The 17,229-nt window shown below is 66.4% G+C and carries 12 protein-coding genes; 6 read left to right on the top strand and 6 right to left on the bottom strand.

The features are described from left to right. Positions 1–62: 62 nt before the first annotated feature. The 3 genes from RDCOP1_RS13155 to RDCOP1_RS13165 all read right to left on the bottom strand — a co-directional run bounded on the left by RDCOP1_RS13155 (position 63) and on the right by RDCOP1_RS13165 (position 1,535). A complete protein-coding gene (locus RDCOP1_RS13155) occupies positions 63–557 on the bottom strand; it encodes a hypothetical protein (RefSeq protein WP_072701186.1) in 495 nt (164 codons plus the stop codon). 112 nt (positions 558–669) lie between these two features. Then, positions 670–1,092 (bottom strand): hypothetical protein, encoded by a 423-nt coding sequence (locus tag RDCOP1_RS13160; protein ID WP_072701188.1) that lies wholly within the window; start codon positions 1,090–1,092, stop codon positions 670–672. A gap of 164 nt (positions 1,093–1,256) precedes the next feature. Then, entirely contained in the window at positions 1,257–1,535 is a 279-nt protein-coding gene (locus RDCOP1_RS13165; RefSeq protein ID WP_072701190.1) for a GlsB/YeaQ/YmgE family stress response membrane protein, read from the bottom strand. A 215-nt stretch (positions 1,536–1,750) separates the two neighbouring features. Between RDCOP1_RS13165 and RDCOP1_RS13170 the strand changes: the two genes are divergently transcribed. Then, positions 1,751–3,352: an MFS transporter gene (locus RDCOP1_RS13170; RefSeq protein ID WP_072701192.1), complete on the top strand. Its 1,602-nt coding sequence runs from the start codon at positions 1,751–1,753 to the stop codon at positions 3,350–3,352. A 78-nt stretch (positions 3,353–3,430) separates the two neighbouring features. Next, entirely contained in the window at positions 3,431–4,105 is a 675-nt protein-coding gene (locus RDCOP1_RS13175) for a phosphatase PAP2 family protein (protein WP_084722601.1), read from the top strand. 28 nt (positions 4,106–4,133) lie between these two features. Here the strand turns inward: RDCOP1_RS13175 and RDCOP1_RS13180 are convergent, their stop codons facing one another. After that, positions 4,134–5,006: a TIGR03620 family F420-dependent LLM class oxidoreductase gene (locus tag RDCOP1_RS13180; protein WP_072701196.1), complete on the bottom strand. Its 873-nt coding sequence runs from the start codon at positions 5,004–5,006 to the stop codon at positions 4,134–4,136. A 217-nt stretch (positions 5,007–5,223) separates the two neighbouring features. Here RDCOP1_RS13180 and RDCOP1_RS13185 point away from each other — a divergent pair, with 217 nt between their 5' ends. Continuing rightward, on the top strand, positions 5,224–7,341 hold the full coding sequence (locus RDCOP1_RS13185; protein ID WP_072701198.1) for a catalase: 2,118 nt from the start codon (positions 5,224–5,226) through the stop codon (positions 7,339–7,341). A 111-nt stretch (positions 7,342–7,452) separates the two neighbouring features. Here the strand turns inward: RDCOP1_RS13185 and RDCOP1_RS13190 are convergent, their stop codons facing one another. Further along, positions 7,453–9,099, bottom strand: a complete 1,647-nt coding sequence (locus RDCOP1_RS13190; protein ID WP_072701200.1) for an acetolactate synthase — start codon at positions 9,097–9,099, stop codon at positions 7,453–7,455. Between the two features lie 59 nt (positions 9,100–9,158). Next, a complete protein-coding gene (locus tag RDCOP1_RS13195; protein ID WP_072701202.1) occupies positions 9,159–10,190 on the bottom strand; it encodes an FAD-dependent monooxygenase in 1,032 nt (343 codons plus the stop codon). 66 nt (positions 10,191–10,256) lie between these two features. Between RDCOP1_RS13195 and RDCOP1_RS13200 the strand changes: the two genes are divergently transcribed. The 3 genes from RDCOP1_RS13200 to RDCOP1_RS13210 all read left to right on the top strand — a co-directional run bounded on the left by RDCOP1_RS13200 (position 10,257) and on the right by RDCOP1_RS13210 (position 17,180). Then, positions 10,257–10,838, top strand: coding sequence for a TetR/AcrR family transcriptional regulator (locus tag RDCOP1_RS13200; RefSeq protein WP_072701204.1), 582 nt, complete (start codon positions 10,257–10,259; stop codon positions 10,836–10,838). 302 nt (positions 10,839–11,140) lie between these two features. Beyond that, entirely contained in the window at positions 11,141–15,736 is a 4,596-nt protein-coding gene (gltB, locus tag RDCOP1_RS13205) for a glutamate synthase large subunit (RefSeq protein ID WP_072701206.1), read from the top strand. Then, positions 15,729–17,180, top strand: coding sequence for a glutamate synthase subunit beta (locus RDCOP1_RS13210; protein ID WP_072701208.1), 1,452 nt, complete (start codon positions 15,729–15,731; stop codon positions 17,178–17,180). Before gltB ends, RDCOP1_RS13210 begins: the two co-directional genes overlap by 8 nt. The last annotated feature ends 49 nt before the right edge of the window (positions 17,181–17,229 follow it).

Below are 17,229 nucleotides of genomic sequence, written 5' to 3' on the forward strand. Positions count from 1 at the left end.
ACGAGTCACCTGCGCGGACTCGGGACGCTGTGGGCACAGTGCCGTGCCTGCGAGCGATCGGCTCAGAACGTGTCGTTGATGGTGATGCGGTCGTACGTTGCCGGCAAATCGTCGGCACTGATGCAGTTCAGCGACGTGGTCTGACCCACGGGGATCTGCTCGGTCGTGCAGTTGGCCAACGCGACGACTTCGTTTCCGTTCATGAACTTGATCTCTACGATAGCGGCGTCGGAATCATCCCGGTTGTTGGTGACCCTTAGGCCTTCCACCTGCACGTCACCGAGTGCGTCCTGGGTAACGGACCATCCGGGCGCATATTGGAATCCGGCGACCTCGAACGGCTGCCCCTCAGCGATCGTCAGGGGGTTGTCGGGGCCGCCCGGAGCAGCGTCCTCCACCTCCGCTGATTCGATCGCCTCGTTGACCTCGTTCCCCGCGACAGCTATGAATGCGAGGCATCCGCCGACTGCCAGCACGAACACCGCGAGCAGCGCCAGCAGGACATTGCGGAGCGCGTGCGACTTCGTCGGCGGCGGGGGCGCCGGGGGTTGAGGCACCTGCGGGGGCGGCCCGCTGTTCTGTACGATTGCTCCGTTTTCGCGAAACCCGTTTCAGTGCAGGGTGATCGGAACTATCGGTACGAGTGGCACGACCTCGTCTTCGTCGGTGCTATTCCACGATGGGGAAGATCGAGTCCCCGTCTTCGGGACTGCCGTCGATCTGACCACGGTCGACGCGTGAATCTTCGACGATGACGCCGTCCACCACCTCGGCATGTTTGAAGGTGCCCTCGTCTTCCACTTCTTCGTCGATCACCTCGTCCACGAGGTCTTCGGTCAACTGGTCGACGGGCGTCACCGCGACCGGCGTCTCCGGCGGCGGTTCGGGCACGATATCGGGTTCTTCTTCGGCGAGTCGCTGGTCGAGCGTCTCACCTTCTTTTTCTTCTCGGGCGGTGGTGCCGAACTTGTTTGCTTCACTCCACCCTTCGGGCGGGTCGACGACTTCGTCGCCGTCGTCGTTGCGTACTTCGTCCGAATCGAGACCCTCGCTCGGGTTGAGGGTGTCGCCGGGACCGTCTTCGATACTCATGTCTTCGGAAATACCCGAGGTGGCAGGCCACGAAACGGCGTCGGCGTGTGGCGGAAAGAACGAAAATGCCGGACCCGTTCGGGTCCGGCATTTTCGTGGTCGTGAGCTGTGTGTCGCTCGAGGTACGGCTTCGTCGCCGTGGCCTCGCGGAACAGCCCGAGGTCTTAGCGGCGGACGCCGCCGCGACGACCGGTGACAGCCTTGACGAGGAACAGCAGGATCACTGCACCGAGGAGGCAGGTGAGGAAGCTGAAGATCAGGCCGCCACCCTCGACATCGACACCGAAGAGCTGGAGGAGGAAGCCGCCGATCAGGCCGCCGATCACACCGACAACAACGTTGAGGAGAATGCCCTGCTGGGCGTCAGTGCCCATGACCTTACTGCCGATCCATCCGGCCAAACCACCGATGATGATCCAGCCGAGGATTCCGAGTCCGAGCATTGCGCGGGTCCTTCCTTGAGACTTGGTCGAGAGGTTGACTAACCCATACTGCTTCTTTGCCGAGGTGGATATACCCGTTTCGTCGCGATCAAACCGCCCGGTTCGCAAAATCTCTCGGTTCCTTGCATCTCCGGAGCGGATATGGCGGGTTTCTGCGCGTAACGGGTTCCCGCAACACCCCGCAAAGCCGACGCCACCGGTCGCACACTGTTTTTGTGCCCCCGTCCACTAGGGATCGGCCCGACCGAGCGCCGCTGGTGCTGGGATCGCTCATCCTCGTCGCGGCGGTTGCGAATCTGAATCTCGCTGTCGCCAACGTTGCCCTGCCCGACATCGGGAAGGCATTCGACGCCAGCCAGACCGACCTGAACCTGATCGCCGTCGGTTATTCGCTGGGCCTGGCGGGCTCGGTGCTCTACCTCGGCGCCATCGGGGACCGCTACGGCCGCAAAAGGATGCTGGTCATCGGCATGACGTTGTCGGTGCCGGTCTCGTTGCTTGCCGGCTCCGCGCCGAACACCGATGTGCTGTTCCTGGCGCGAGTATTGGGCGGCATATCGGCCGGCCTGGCCTTCCCGACGACGCTGGCATTGATCACCGCGCTGTGGTTGGGTGCCGCGCGGACTCGGGCGATCGCATTGTGGTCCGCGATCGGCGGCGGTATCACCGCCCTCGGCCCACTCGCCGCCGGTGCTCTCCTGGAGTGGTTCTACTGGGGATCTGTGTTCTTGGTGACGATTCCGCTCGCCCTGATCGCACTCGTTCTGACGGTGGTGTTCGTCCCGCGCCACGTCAACGAGTCCACCGTTCCGGTCGATCACCTGGGCGGGATCGTGTCCGTGGTGATGGTGGGGTCACTGGTACTCGGCATCACATTCGCGCCGGTGAGCGGGATGCAGACCACGGCTGTATCGGCGGGGGTCATCGCCGTGGCCACAGCCGCAGTGTTCGTGTTCCGTCAGCTACGGGCGCCGAACCCTCTCTTCGACCTGCGGGTCGCGCGCCGTCGCATTTTCTGGGTCGCTGCTGTCGCCGGCATCATCGTGTTCGGCTCCTTGATGGGCGCGATGTACGTCAGCCAGCAGTATCTGCAAAACGTGCTCGGTTACTCGACCCTGGCTGCAGGATCGGCGGCATTGCCCGCCGCACTGGTGATGGTGATCGTGGCACCGCAGTCGGCCAAGCTCGTCGAGGCGCACGGCTCACGCTTGACGTTGTTGTCGGGGTACGTCCCGATCGTGCTCGCGCTGGTACTGGCGCTGCTGCTGTGGGACGAGGACGCCCACTACTGGTCGGTGGGCCTGGTCTTCGTGCTGATCGGCGCAGGTATCGGCTTGGCGGGAACGCCTGCCTCCCGCTCGCTCACGAGTTCTGTCCCGGTCTCGCGGGCGGGCATGGCGTCGGGGACTGCGGATCTGCAGCGCGATCTGGGCGGGGCCATCATGCAGTCGATTCTCGGCGGATTGCTCACGGCGGGATACACCGCTTCGTGGGCGGCCACGATCGCCGCCGACCCGGGCGCCTCGTCGATCAGCGAACAGACGGAGGCGGCGCTCGAGAAGTCCTATGCTGGTGCGCTCCTTGTCGCGGAGGCAAACCCGCAGTACGCGGACCAGATCATGTCGGCAGCTCGCACCGCTTTTCTGGACGGCGACAGCCGCGCGTATGCGGCCGCGATCGTGATCGTGGTTCTCGGTGCTCTGCTCGTGTTCTTCGTCTTCCCGAAGCGTGAAAGGGAGCGTCAGTTGCTCGCGGCTTACGCCGAGGAGGACGCGCGGGAGACGGCCGAGCGCATAGAGGAAACCGAGCAGAAGTAGATATGCGAGTCGCCGTGCGGGCCGCGGCAGTCGCCTGCCGATCCGCGTGGCATCCGGGCGCCGCGATAGCGTCGTGGCATGAGCTTCGTGGAGTCTTCACCTGCCGTTCGTACGCGCTTGTCCCGAACGACACTTCGACCTGCATTGCTCACCGCTGTCGCCTTGGCGTTCCTGGCGCTGGCCGCGGTTCCCGTTCACAAAGAGCTCTACACCACGATCGCCCGCGCGATCGAGGCTTCACCGCTCGCGTCGATCGTGGGTCTCGTCGCGGAGAAAGGCCCGCTGGTCCTCGTCGCGACGTTCTCGGTGCTGGCGATCCGGTCGTGGCTGCACGACCACCGAGCGCTCCGGATCCTCGTGGCCGGCGGCGCGGGCGCTGTGGTGGCATACCTGACGAGTGAACTCGTCAAACTGGTCATCACCGAGCCCCGGCCGTGCCGGACCTTCGACGTGGCGACGGTCCTCGAATGCCCCGAGGTGGGGGACTGGTCGTGGCCGTCGAACCACTCGGTGATCGCCGCGTCGCTGGCGACCGCCTGCGTGCTCGCCGCCCCGCGCATCATCTGGCTCGTTGCGCCCGTGGCGGTGCTGCTCGGGTTCTCGCGGGTCGGCGGGGGTGTGCACTACGTGCACGACGTGCTCTCGGGGTTCGCGCTGGGCGTGCTCGTCGTCACGGGCGTCACGGTCGCCCTGCTGGCCCTCGTCGACCGTCTCTACCTTCTGCTCCCGGAGCAATTCGTTCGCGCGGGGTGACAACGCGCAGCACACGAAGCGCTCGGGCTCACTCGATGAGAGCGGCCGCCAGCCGGCGATACTCGGCTGCGGGGAATGCGCTCTGGTCGGTAGTGAGCACCTGGATGGCGACCTCGTCTGCTCCCGCGCCGTAGTGCTTTTCGATGCCGGCGACAACGCGGTTGAGATCCCCCCACGGGATGAGAGCGTCCATGAGCTTGTCGGTGCCGCCGCCCGACACGTCCTCTTCGGAGTATCCGAGCCTGCGAAGGTTGTTCGAGTAGTTCGGCAGCGACAGGTAGCCGCGCATGTATTCGCGGGCGATGCCCCGAGCGGTGGATTCGTCGCTCTCGAGCACAACCGCCACTTCCGGAGCAAGCATCGGCCCGTCTCCGAGGATCTCTCGTGCCTGCGCGGTGTGTTCGGCGGGCACGAAGTACGGATGGGCACCCGCTGCTCTCACCGCCGACAGTTCGAGCATTCGCGGGCCGAGGGCCGCGAGCACACGACGTTCGGCCGGCACCGGCGGTTCCGCAGCGTCGAGCGCATCGAGGTACTCGACCATGTGGCTGTAGGGCTTGGTGTAGGTGTGCGCCGCTTTCGCATCGACGACCGGTGCGTGACTGGTGCCCACACCGAGCAGGAACCGGCCCGGATGATCCTGCTCGAACCGTGCGACGGTCGCGGCGGCGTCGGCCGGTTCGGCATGCCACATGCTGACGATGCCGCTCGCGACACCGAGACGCGTCGTCGCGTTCAGAACTTCGCTGTACACAGGGGGAACACCCTCGCCGAATCCTCCCGACGTCCACAGTCGCGCGTAGCCCAGATCGTCGAGTTCACGGGCCGCGTCGAGCGCGGCCTCCCGGGTCTTTCCGCTGAGCCAGAACCCGCCGCCCCACACACTCACCCGTCGTGTCATGGGCTCGACGATAAACGGGCGGGCGGCAAACGGGCCGAGAAGGCGCGCGTCAACCAAGGGTTGACGATGCGGGGCGCGTCAACCTACCGCTGAGCGAACCGAGTGGAAGCGGCTCGCAGGAGCGAGACCGCACGGTCGATGGGTGCGCGTTTGGTCGGAAACCTGCCGGGTAACCGGCGAGAGACCCAATTGCGCTCAATCGATCGGAGTTGTCGATATGGCAGGGAAACCTCCCAAGATTCCAGGCACGCCCGCGGCTCTCGAGCCCCAGTTGGCCGAGCCGACCACGCCTGTGGACCCACCCGAGGCCAAGCCCGACCAGCAGGCGCCCGCGGGTGTGACGGCCACGGGTAACCCGGTGGACGTGGACGGTGCCCGTGCACAGAGCGGCGCTTTCCTCACCACGGCGCAGGGCGCGCGCCTCACCGACACGGACCATTCGCTCAAGGCCGGTCCGCGCGGTCCTATCTTGTTGCAAGATCACCACTTTCGAGAAAAGATCACACACTTCGACCACGAACGGATCCCGGAGCGCGTGGTCCACGCGCGTGGCGCTGCCGCCCACGGCGTGTTCAAGGCCAACGGCGCAGCGACCACGGTCACCAAGGCGGGCTTCCTGAAGAAGGGTGCGGAAACACCTGTTTTCGTGCGCTTCTCGACGGTGCTCGGTTCCCGTGGTTCGGCGGATGCCGTTCGCGACACCCGTGGTTTCGCGACCAAGTTCTACACCGAAGAAGGCACCTTCGATCTCGTAGGCAACAACATCCCGGTGTTCTTCATCCAGGACGCCATCAAGTTCCCCGACATCATCCACGCCGGAAAGCCGCACCCCGACAGGGAGATTCCGCAGGCGCAGAGTGCGCACGACACCTTCTGGGATTTCGTCTCGCTCCACACCGAGGCCACCGCGCACACGATGTGGAACATGTCCGACCGCGGCATTCCGCGGTCGTACCGGATGATGGAAGGCTTCGGCGTCCACACCTTCCGGCTCATCAACGATGCCGGTGAGACCTCACTCGTGAAGTTCCACTGGAAGCCCCGCCTGGGCGTGCATTCGCTGGTGTGGGAAGAAGCCCAGATGATCAACGGCTTCGATCCGGACTACCACCGTCGCGACCTCGCCGACGCCATCGAAGCGGGCGCCTACCCGGAATGGGATCTCGGCGTCCAGGTGTTCCCCGATACCCCGGAACAGACCTTCGAGGGCATCGACCTGCTCGACCCGACCAAGATCGTGCCGGAAGAACTCGCTCCGGTGCAGATCATCGGCACCATGGTCCTCAACGCCAACCCGACGAACTTCTTCGCCGAGACCGAACAGGTGGCGTTCCATCCCGGGCACCTCGTGTCGGGTATCGACGTCACCGACGACCCGCTGTTGCAGGGCCGTCTCTTCTCGTACCTCGACACGCAGCTCACCCGGCTCGGTGGCCCGAACTTCGGGCAGATTCCGATCAACCGGCCGCACGCTCCCGTCAACGACATGCTGCGCGACGGCTTCCATCAGCACGCGGTGCACAAGGGAGTGGCGCCGTACAAGCCGAATTCGCTCGACGGTGGCTGCCCGTTCTTCGCCGGAGCCGACGAAGACGCGTTCATCGACTTCCCCGTCGAACTGCCGGCGGCGCAGAAGGAACGCGCTGCGGCTCGGAGCTTCGACGACCACTACTCGCAGGTCCGTCAGTTCTACAGGAGCCTGTCCGAGGTGGAGAAAGCGCACGTGGCGGAGGCGTACACCTTCGAGCTCGGCAAGTGCTACGAGCAGACGATCAAGGAGCGTCAGCTCCAGATCCTCGCCAACATCGACGCCGATCTGTGCGCGACGGTAGCTGCGGGACTCGGTCTGGAGGCGCCCGCGCCGACCATCGAACTCGTCGATCCTGCCCCGAGCCCCGCGCTGTCGCAGGTCGGTAAGACGTGGCCGGTCCAGGGCCGCATCATCGGTATCGTCGCCGACGACACAAGTGACCTCGGTGAGGTCGAGGCTGCCGTCCAGGCGATCGACGGGGCGGATTGTGTACCGCTGGTCATCGCTCCGCACGGCGGAAAGCTCGGGGGCACGGTTCCGATCTCTCGCACGTTCCTCACCGCTCGCTCGGTGGAGTTCGACGCGGTGTTGTTCGCGAGCCCTGCACTCGATCCGCGGGCCCGGATTCTCGCCGACGAGACCTTGCGTCACCACAAGGCGGTAGCCGCCTGGGGCGACGGTCTGGCGATGTTCGAAGGCGTCGCGGCGCCGGGTGTCGTCTCCGCAACCGGCCCGGCCGATGCCGTCAGCGCGGTTCTGGAGCTGCTCGGTACCCACCGAGTGTGGGAACGAACCGCGATGTGACCGAGTTCACCCCAAGTGCGACTTACGGTTTCGAGAGCCCCGCGTTATTCTTTCGTTACCTCTGGTCGCAGCTGATATTCATCGCTGCGGCCAGTTGTTGTTTACGGGCGTTCAGATTCCCGTAGTCGTGCGAGGGTAGGTCGCCTCTGTGTCGGTGAGCACGTTCACGACATAGGGAATCCCCGACGCGAAAGCCCTGTCCAGGGCAGGTCCGATCGCCCGGGGATCGCCGACCGACTCACCCCCGGCACCCAGCGCGACTGCTACCTGGTCGTAACGGGTGCCGGGGGTGAGGTCTGCGGCGACGTCGTAGCCGTAGAGCATCTGCATCGGGCCTTTCTCGAGCCCCCAGGCCGAATTGTTACCGACCACGATCACCACCGGTAGACCGTGACGCACGAGAGTGTCGACGTCCATCAGGGACATGCCGGCCGCGCCGTCGCCGAGCAGCAACACCACCTGACTCGCCGGCCGTGCGACCCGGGCCGCGATGGCCGCACCGAGGCCGGCACCGAGACATCCGTACGGGCCGGGATCGAGCCACAAGCCCGGTTTGCGCGGTTCGACGAACTTCCCCGCGAACGACACGAAGTCCCCGCCGTCGCCGATGACCACAGCATCGTCGGCCAGACGCGGCAGGAGTTCGCCGTAGATGCGGGCTGGGTGGATCGGGTCCGAGTCGGCAGCGAGCAGTACCGAGTCCCGCGCGGCGGCCTCGAGCGCGAGATCTCGCAACCGCTGTGCCCACACCCGTGAATCGGGACGGGCGGACAGGGCCGAGAGAATCCCGTCGAAGCACGCCGTGAGATCGCCGGAAGCGGACGCCGCGAGTTCGGCATGTGTCGCCACCTGACCGGGGGAGTCCGCAATGTGCACCACCTGGGCGGGCGGCGTTCCGTCGCGGCCACCGAAGCGTCCGTACCCGAGCCGGAAATCGAGCGGTGTGCCGACGACCAGCACCAGATCGCAGGTGCCGACCGCGGTGCTGCGCGCTTTGGTGACGAGCAGTGGATGACCGCCCGGGACGATGCCGCGGCCCATGCCGTTGGTGATCACCGGTACACCCAGCTCGTCGACGAACCATCGCGCGGCGTTCTCGGCACCGTCCGCCCACACGTCGGTACCCAGGACGAGCAGCGGCCTCTGCGCGGCGGTCAGCAATCGCGCGATCTCGGTCAGCGCCTCCGCGTCCGGTTCGAGCCGAACCCGCACGGGCTGCCGCGGCCGTGGGGCGCTCACCCGCCCGTACAGCTCGTCCATCGGGATGTCGACGAAAGCCGGTCCGCGATGGGAGGATTCGGCTGCGGTGAACGCCGCCTCCACGGTCGGGCCGACCTTCTCGACGGACCGCGCCGTCTCCGAGAGCTTGGTGACGGTACGCAGCAAGGGAGGCTGGTCCAGCTCCTGCAGGCTGCCCGTACCCCACCGGGCGTTGGGTGCACGACCCCCGAGCACGACGAGCGGCGACCCCGCGAAGTGCGCTTGCGTGACGGCACTGATCCCGTTGGTGACGCCGGGGCCGGCAGTGAGGACGGCCAGCCCCGGATGCCGGTCGAGTTTGCCTGTCGCCTCCGCGGCGAACACCGCCGTCTGTTCGTGGCGCACGTCGACCAACCGCATGCGCGACTCACCCTTGACCACCGCGTCGTACAAGGGGAAGACGTGCGCTCCGGAGAGCGTGAACATCGTCTCGACACCGTGCGCACGGGCCACGGCCGCGGCGTGGTCGCCACCGTGTCCTTCCAATTCGGGGCTCATGCGCCCGAACGCTACGACGCAGCGCAGTGGCGTGGGTTCGGTTCGGAGTAACCGGGCTCTCAGGCGAGCTTGGATGCGGCGCCGATCAGGGCGTTGCGCGCGGAGGTGAAGCGTGTGGCGGTGGCTACGCCCGCAAGCATCCGGGAGGCACGCACGAGCCGCTGTGTGCGACGTCGACGGGCGCGGTCGTAGCGTTGCAGTGCTTCGGCGACGGGATGTTCCGCGAGCAGGACGGCGAGCACGGAGGCGTCGACCATCGCCTCGCATGCCCCGCGACCCAGGTTGGGCGCCATGGCATGAGCGGCGTCACCGATGAGAGCCACCTTCCCGCGGACGTACGACGGCAGCGGCGGCGATTCGTACAGGTCGTGATGCAACACCGTCGGGGGATCGAGGCGATCGAGCATGTCGACGACGGCCGGGTGCCAGTACTGGAAACGCTCGCGCAGTTCCGGAACACCGCCCGTCGACTCGGCCGGCGCGCGTACCGCCGCGAACCAGTTGGTGAGTTCCCCGTCGCGTGGGCTGATCCCGAACAGTGAGCCGGGAGCCCAGCTCTCGCTCAGCGAGTCGGTGGCACCGTCGACCCACCCCCGCCACGCGGTGAAGCCCGTGTAGACCGGCCGGTAGCGGGTACCGAACACGGCGTCGCGGGTCGCACTGCCGATGCCGTCGGCGCCGATGACGACGTCGTAACCGGAGAGATCGGGCAACGAAGGCGCGGCCTGACCGAACTGCACTGTGTCACCGGGCAATCCGTCCGCCAGGAGGTTCAGCAGCGGTGGTCGCGACAGGAGTACGGCGGACCGCCGCAGATTCTCGAGGTGTGCGATGGTCCGGCCGTCCCACCGCAGGAGCGACCCCGACCTCTGCAGTACGCCGAGTTTCTCGGCCCGGCCGCCGAGGCCGGCGACCTCGAGTGCGGTCAGGGCTTCGGGCCACAGTCCCAGCGTGGTGCCGGTCGGGGGCAGGCCCTCGGCGCGTTCGAACACCTCGACGTGCCAGCCGGACCGCACCAGTGTGTTCGCCGCGGTGAGGCCGCCGATGCCACCGCCGAGGATCGCCGCCTTGGCTGGGTGCTCAGTGGACATGCCCGAAATCTACTACGGATGTAGTGCCATGTCACTACATCCGTAGTAATTTCATATGCTGGTGCCGTGACCGACAAGCGTGCGGCGGTACTCGATGCCGCCATAGAGGTCCTCGGGACGGAAGGCGTGCGCGCCCTGACCCACCGCCGGGTCGACGCCCGCGCCGGGGTGCCCGCGGGATCGACCTCGAACTACTTCCGGACCCGCGGCGCTCTCGTCGAGGGCGTGCTCGACCGGCTGCTCCAAGCCGACCGGCGAGACCTGGCGGTCCTCACGGCCGGGGGCAGGGCACCCGACCGGCAGGGCCTCGAGGATCTGCTTCGGGATTACGTGCTCTACGCGACCGGGCCGGACGCCGTGAAGACAAGGGCCAGGCTCGCGTTGTTCGTGGAATCGACCACGGTCCCCGCATTGCGCGCCTCGGTGGGCGCTCGACGCGGGGAACTGCGCGACTGGGGCGCGGGGATCCTCGCGGCGCTCGGGGCGGACGACCCGGAGGCCGCCGCCCGGATCGTCGTGGACTACCTCGACGGGGTGATCCTCCACCGGCTCACCTCCGCGGACGGTGAGGACGACGGTCAGACGGATCCGCAGGTCGGCATCGGCAGGGTTCTCGACGCTGTCCTGCCACGAACGCCTGTTATGTGAACAACGCGTCACACGCGCGTCACCGGGGCATTTACGCAGGTCAACGTGAAGGTAGGGCAGCCTATGTTGCATTACCCCCGGTGACCTGGCATATCGTTTCCGAACAGAACGGTGGGCCCACGATGTCCCACCGGTCGTCAGACCCGGCTCGTGCTGCCCAAAAAAGGCACCCGCATCGTCGCGGATGAGCGGATACTGGCGATGTCGAAGGTATCGGACACCCGGCCGATACCCGTCTACGGCAGTAGATGGCCATCAGCGCTGCTGGTCGTCGGTGCTATCGCACGCAACGAAGGCTAGGTATGACTCTTCTCCCCGGGCCTCAAGGGCTCTACCACCCCTCGAACGAGCACGACTCCTGTGGTGTCGCGTTCGTCGTCGACATGCACGGCCGCCGGAGCCGGGACATCGTCGAAAAGGCGATCACCGCGCTCGTCAACCTCGAGCATCGCGGTGCCGCGGGAGCCGAGCAGAACACCGGTGACGGCGCCGGCATCCTCATCCAGATCCCGGACGCCTACTTCCGCGCGGTCGTCGACTTCGACCTCCCCGCAGAGGGCGCCTACGCGACCGGTATGGCCTTCCTGCCCAAGGGCACGGAAGCCGCCGACGAAGCAGCCGCCCAGGTCGACCGCATCGTCGAGGAAGAGGGACTCGAGGTCCTCGGCTGGCGTGAAGTGCCCGTCGACGAGTCGGAACTCGGCTCGATGGCAATCGACGCCATGCCCACGTTCCGCCAGATCTTCGTCGCGTCGGGTGCTCGTGCGCTGACGGGTATCGAACTCGAGCGTCGCGCCTACGTGGTGCGCAAGCGCACCGAGCACGAACTCGGCCACGAAGGTCCCGGAGAAGACGGCCCCGGCCGCGAAACCGTGTACTTCCCGAGCCTGTCGGCGTCGACCTTCGTCTACAAGGGCATGCTCACGACGCCGCAGCTCAAGGGCTTCTACGTCGACCTCCAGGACGAGCGCGTCGAGTCGGCTCTCGGCCTGGTCCACTCGCGCTTCTCCACCAACACGTTCCCGTCGTGGCCCCTCGCCCATCCGTTCCGCCGCGTCGCGCACAACGGTGAGATCAACACCGTCACCGGCAACGCCAACTGGATGCGGGCGCGCGAGGCACTGATCGACAGCGACATCTTCGGCGGTCGCGACAAGCTCGAGAAGATCTTCCCCGTCTGCACGCCGGGTGCCTCGGACACCGCACGCTTCGACGAGGTGCTCGAACTCCTGCACCTCGGTGGCCGCAGCCTGCCGCACGCGGTGCTCATGATGATCCCGGAGGCCTGGGAGCGGCACACTGCCATGGACCCGGCCCGTCGCGCGTTCTACGAGTACCACTCGGCGCTCATGGAGCCGTGGGACGGCCCCGCGTCCGTCTGCTTCACCGACGGTGTCGTCATCGGCGCGGTGCTCGACCGCAACGGTCTCCGTCCGTCTCGCGCGTGGGTCACCGACGACGGTCTCGTCGTCATGGCCTCCGAGGTCGGTGTGCTCGACATCCCCGCCGAGAAGATCGTGAGCAAGCGTCGTCTCCAGCCGGGCCGGATGTTCCTCGTCGACACGGCCAAGGGCCGCATCGTCGAAGATTCGGAGATCAAGCGCGAACTTGCCGCCGAACTCCCGTACCAGGAGTGGGTCGAGAAGGGCGTCACGCGTCTCGAGGACCTGCCGCAGTCGAAGTACACCTACATGTCGCACGAGCGGGTCGTGCTGCGGCAGCAGGTGTTCGGCTACACCAACGAGGAGGTCGACCTCCTCATCAAGCCGATGGCCGCTACCGGTGGTGAGGCGCTCGGTTCCATGGGCACCGACACCCCGATCGCCGTGCTGTCCTCGCGTCCCCGCATGTTGTTCGACTTCTTCTCGCAGTTGTTCGCTCAGGTGACCAACCCGCCGCTGGACGCGATCCGCGAAGAGATCGTCACCAGCATGGGCGGGATGCTCGGACCCGAGGGCGACCTGCTCGACCCGACGGCCGACTCGTGCCGCCGGATCCTGCTCTCTGCACCCGTGATCGACAACGACGACCTGCAGAAGCTCATCCACGTCAACGACGAGAAGCAGTTCCCCGGCTTCAGCAGCGTCATCATCCGCGGCCTGTACCCGGTCGCGGAAGGCGGTGCGGGCCTGGAGCGGGCGCTCGCAAGCATTCGCGAGCAGGTCACGCAGGCCATCAAGAAGGGCGCGCGCCTGATCGTGCTGTCGGACCGGGAGTCCGACGAGACCCTCGCACCGATCCCGTCGCTGTTGCTCACCTCCGCCGTGCACCACCACCTCGTGCGGGAGAAGACACGCACCCAGGTCGGTCTGCTGGTCGAGGCCGGAGACGCCCGCGAGGTGCACCACATCGCCGCGCTGTGCGGCTTCGGTGCGGCCGTGGTCAATCCGTACATGGCGTTCGAGAGCATCGACGAACTGCTGCAGAACGGCGACCTGCCGGAGGGCATGACCCTCGAGAAGGCCATCGCCAACTACATCAAGGCCGCGTCGAAGGGCGTGCTCAAGGTGATGTCCAAGATGGGCATCTCCACCCTCGCCTCCTACACCGGCGCGCAGTTGTTCCAGGTCATCGGCCTGTCGCAGGACCTCGTCGACGAGTACTTCACCGGTCTGCAGTCGCAGCTCGGCGGGGTCGGCCTCGACGAGATCGCCCTCGACGTGGCTGCCCGTCACCGGTCGGCGTTCCTCGACCGTCCGTCCGAGCACGCGCACCGCGAACTCGAGGTGGGCGGCGAATACCAGTGGCGCCGTGAAGGCGAGTACCACCTGTTCAACCCGGACACGGTGTTCAAGCTCCAGCACGCGACCCGCACCGGGCAGTACAAGGTCTTCAAGGAGTACACGCAGCTCGTCGACGACCAGTCGAAGCAGCTCGCGTCCCTGCGTGGCCTGTTCGAGTTCAAGACCGGTCTGCGGCCCTCCGTGCCGCTCGACGAGGTCGAGCCGGCGAGCGAGATCGTCAAGCGGTTCTCCACGGGCGCGATGAGCTACGGCTCGATTTCGTCGGAGGCCCACGAGACCCTGGCGATCGCGATGAACCGCCTCGGCGCCAGGTCGAACTCCGGTGAGGGCGGCGAGCATCCCGACCGCTTCACGCCCGACGAGAACGGCGACTGGCGGCGCTCGGCGATCAAGCAGGTCGCGTCCGGCCGCTTCGGTGTGTCGTCGCACTACCTGACGAACTGCACCGACATCCAGATCAAGATGGCCCAGGGTGCCAAGCCCGGTGAGGGCGGTCAGCTCCCGCCGCACAAGGTGTACCCGTGGGTCGCCGAGGTGCGTGGTTCCACGCCCGGCGTCGGCCTGATCTCGCCGCCTCCGCACCACGACATCTACTCCATCGAGGATCTCGCTCAGCTGATCCACGACCTGAAGAACGCCAACCCGGCGGCCCGCATCCACGTGAAGCTGGTCTCCGAACTCGGCGTCGGCACGGTTGCGGCGGGTGTGTCGAAGGCACACGCCGACGTCGTGCTCATCTCCGGTCACGACGGTGGAACCGGCGCCTCGCCGCTCACCTCGCTCAAGCACGCGGGCGCACCGTGGGAGATCGGCCTGGCCGAGACCCAGCAGACCCTGATGCTCAACGGTCTGCGCGACCGCATCGTCGTCCAGGTGGACGGTCAGATGAAGACGGGCCGCGACGTCGTCGTCGCAGCGCTGCTCGGCGGTGAGGAGTTCGGTTTCGCCACCGCGCCCCTCGTTGTCTCGGGTTGCGTCATGATGCGCGTCTGCCATCTCGACACCTGCCCCGTGGGTATCGCAACGCAGAATCCGGTGCTGCGCAAGCGCTTCACCGGCAAGCCGGAGTTCGTCGAGAACTTCATGCTCTACATCGCTGAAGAGGTGCGCGAGTACCTCGCCGAGCTCGGTTTCCGCAGCCTCGACGAGGCGATCGGGCAGGTCGACTGCCTCGACACGCGCAAGGCCGTGGAGCACTACCGGGCATCGAAGCTGGATCTGTCGCCGCTGCTGCAGAAGGTCACCTCCCCGATCTTCGGGGAGCAGGACATGCACTGCACCAAGGAACAGGATCACGCTCTCGACAAGGCGCTCGACAACGATCTGATCGCACAGGCGCAGTCGGCTCTCGAATCCGGTGCCTCGGTCAAGATCGACACCACGATCACGAACGTGAACCGCACCGTCGGCACGATGCTCGGACACGAGGTCACCAAGAAGTACGGCAAGGACGGCTTGCCCGACGACACGATCGACATCACGTTGACGGGTTCGGCCGGTAACAGCTTCGGTGCCTTCGTACCTCGGGGCATCACGCTGCGTCTGTACGGTGACGCGAACGACTTCGTCGGTAAGGGCTTGTCGGGCGGGCACATCGTCGTGCGTCCGCCGCTCGACACCGCACCGGGATTCGTGCCGGAGGACAACATCATCGCCGGCAACGTGATCCTGTTCGGTGCCACCGGCGGTGAGGTTCTCATCCGCGGTGTCGCCGGCGAGCGTTTCGCAGTCCGCAACTCCGGAGCCACGGCCGTCGTCGAAGGTGTCGGCGACCACGGCTGCGAGTACATGACGGGTGGCAAGGTCGTCATCCTCGGCAAGACCGGCCGCAACTTCGGTGCGGGCATGTCCGGTGGTGTCGCGTTCGTGTACAACCCGGACAAGGACTTCGAGGACAACCTCAATACCGAGTTGGTCGACCTCGAGGATCTCGAGGGCGAAGACTTCGTCTGGCTCAAGGGCGCAGTCGAACGGCATCGTGACGAAACGGGCTCCGAGGTCGCAGCCCGCATCCTGGCCGACTGGTCACAACAGGTCAGCCACTTCGCGAAGGTCATGCCTCGCGATTACAAGAAGGTGCTCATGGCAATCAAGGACGCCACCATTCGTGGTGCGAACGTGGACGAGGCGATCATGGAGGCAGCACGTGGGTGATCCGAGCGGCTTCCTCAAGCACGGGTCGCGCGAGACGCCGGTCCGTCGTCCCGTCCCCCTCCGGCTGCTCGACTGGAAGGAGGTCTACGAGCCTTTCCCGCTCGAGACCGTCCAGACCCAGGCGAGCCGCTGCATGGACTGCGGTATTCCCTTCTGCCACAACGGTTGCCCGCTCGGAAACCTGATTCCCGAGTGGAACGACCTGGCATACAAGGGCAAGTGGGAGGACGGCATCGAACGTCTCCACGCCACCAACAACTTCCCCGAGTTCACGGGGCGGCTGTGCCCCGCGCCCTGCGAGGCGTCGTGTGTCCTGGGCATCAACCAGGATCCGGTGACGATCAAGCAGGTCGAGGTCGAGCTGATCGAGAAGGCCTTCGAGGACAACCGCGTCAAGCCGGTTCCGCCCTCGAAGCTCACCGGCCGCAAGGTCGCGGTCGTCGGCTCGGGACCGGCGGGACTTGCTGCGGCGCAGCAGCTTACGCGCGCCGGCCATACGGTGACGGTGTTCGAGCGGGCCGACCGCATCGGTGGTCTGCTCCGGTACGGCATCCCCGAATTCAAGATGGAGAAGCGGTTCATCGACCGCCGTCTCGCACAGATGGAAGCCGAAGGCACCGTCTTCAGGACCGGGGTCGATGTCGGTGTCGACATCACGGCCGACGAACTGCGTGAGCAGTTCGACGCCGTGGTCCTCGCCGGTGGTGCGACCGTGGCGCGCGACCTGCCCATCCCCGGGCGGGAACTCGACGGAATCCATCAGGCGATGGAGTTCCTGCCGATCGCCAACCGTGTCCAGTTCGGTGATCTTCCCGCGCCGACCATCACGGCGGAAGGCAAGAAGGTCATCATCATCGGTGGCGGCGACACCGGTGCCGACTGCCTCGGTACCTCGCACCGCCAGGGTGCGGAGAGCGTCTACCAGTTCGAGATCATGCCGCGTCCGCCGGAGCAGCGCGCCGAATCGACGCCGTGGCCGACCTATCCCTTGATGTACCGGGTGTCGTCGGCACACGAAGAGGGCGGCGACCGTGTCTTCTCGGTCAACACCGAAGAATTCGTGGGCAAGGACGGCAAGGTCACCGGTCTCAAGGCGCACGAGGTGCGCATGGTGAACGGCCGTTTCGAGAAGGTCGAGGGTAGCGACTTCGAACTCGAAGCCGATCTCGTCCTCCTCGCGATGGGCTTCGTCGGACCCGAGAAGCCGGGTCTGCTCACCGATTTGGGCGTGGACCTCAACGAGCGCGGCAACGTCGCCCGCTCGGAGGAATGGTCCACCAACGTCGACGGCGTGTTCGTCGCCGGTGACATGGGACGCGGTCAGTCGCTGATCGTGTGGGCCATCGCCGAAGGCCGCGCGTGCGCGGCGGCAGTGGACCGGTTCCTCGAGGGAGCAACGGCGCTTCCTGTTCCGATCACCACCAGCACGATGCCGCAACGCTGACGTTGCAGACGGGCGGGGCCGTACACCGAAAGGTGTACGGCCCCGCTTG

This window comes from Rhodococcus coprophilus NBRC 100603 (assembly GCF_001895045.1).
GTDB lineage: Bacteria > Actinomycetota > Actinomycetes > Mycobacteriales > Mycobacteriaceae > Rhodococcus > Rhodococcus coprophilus.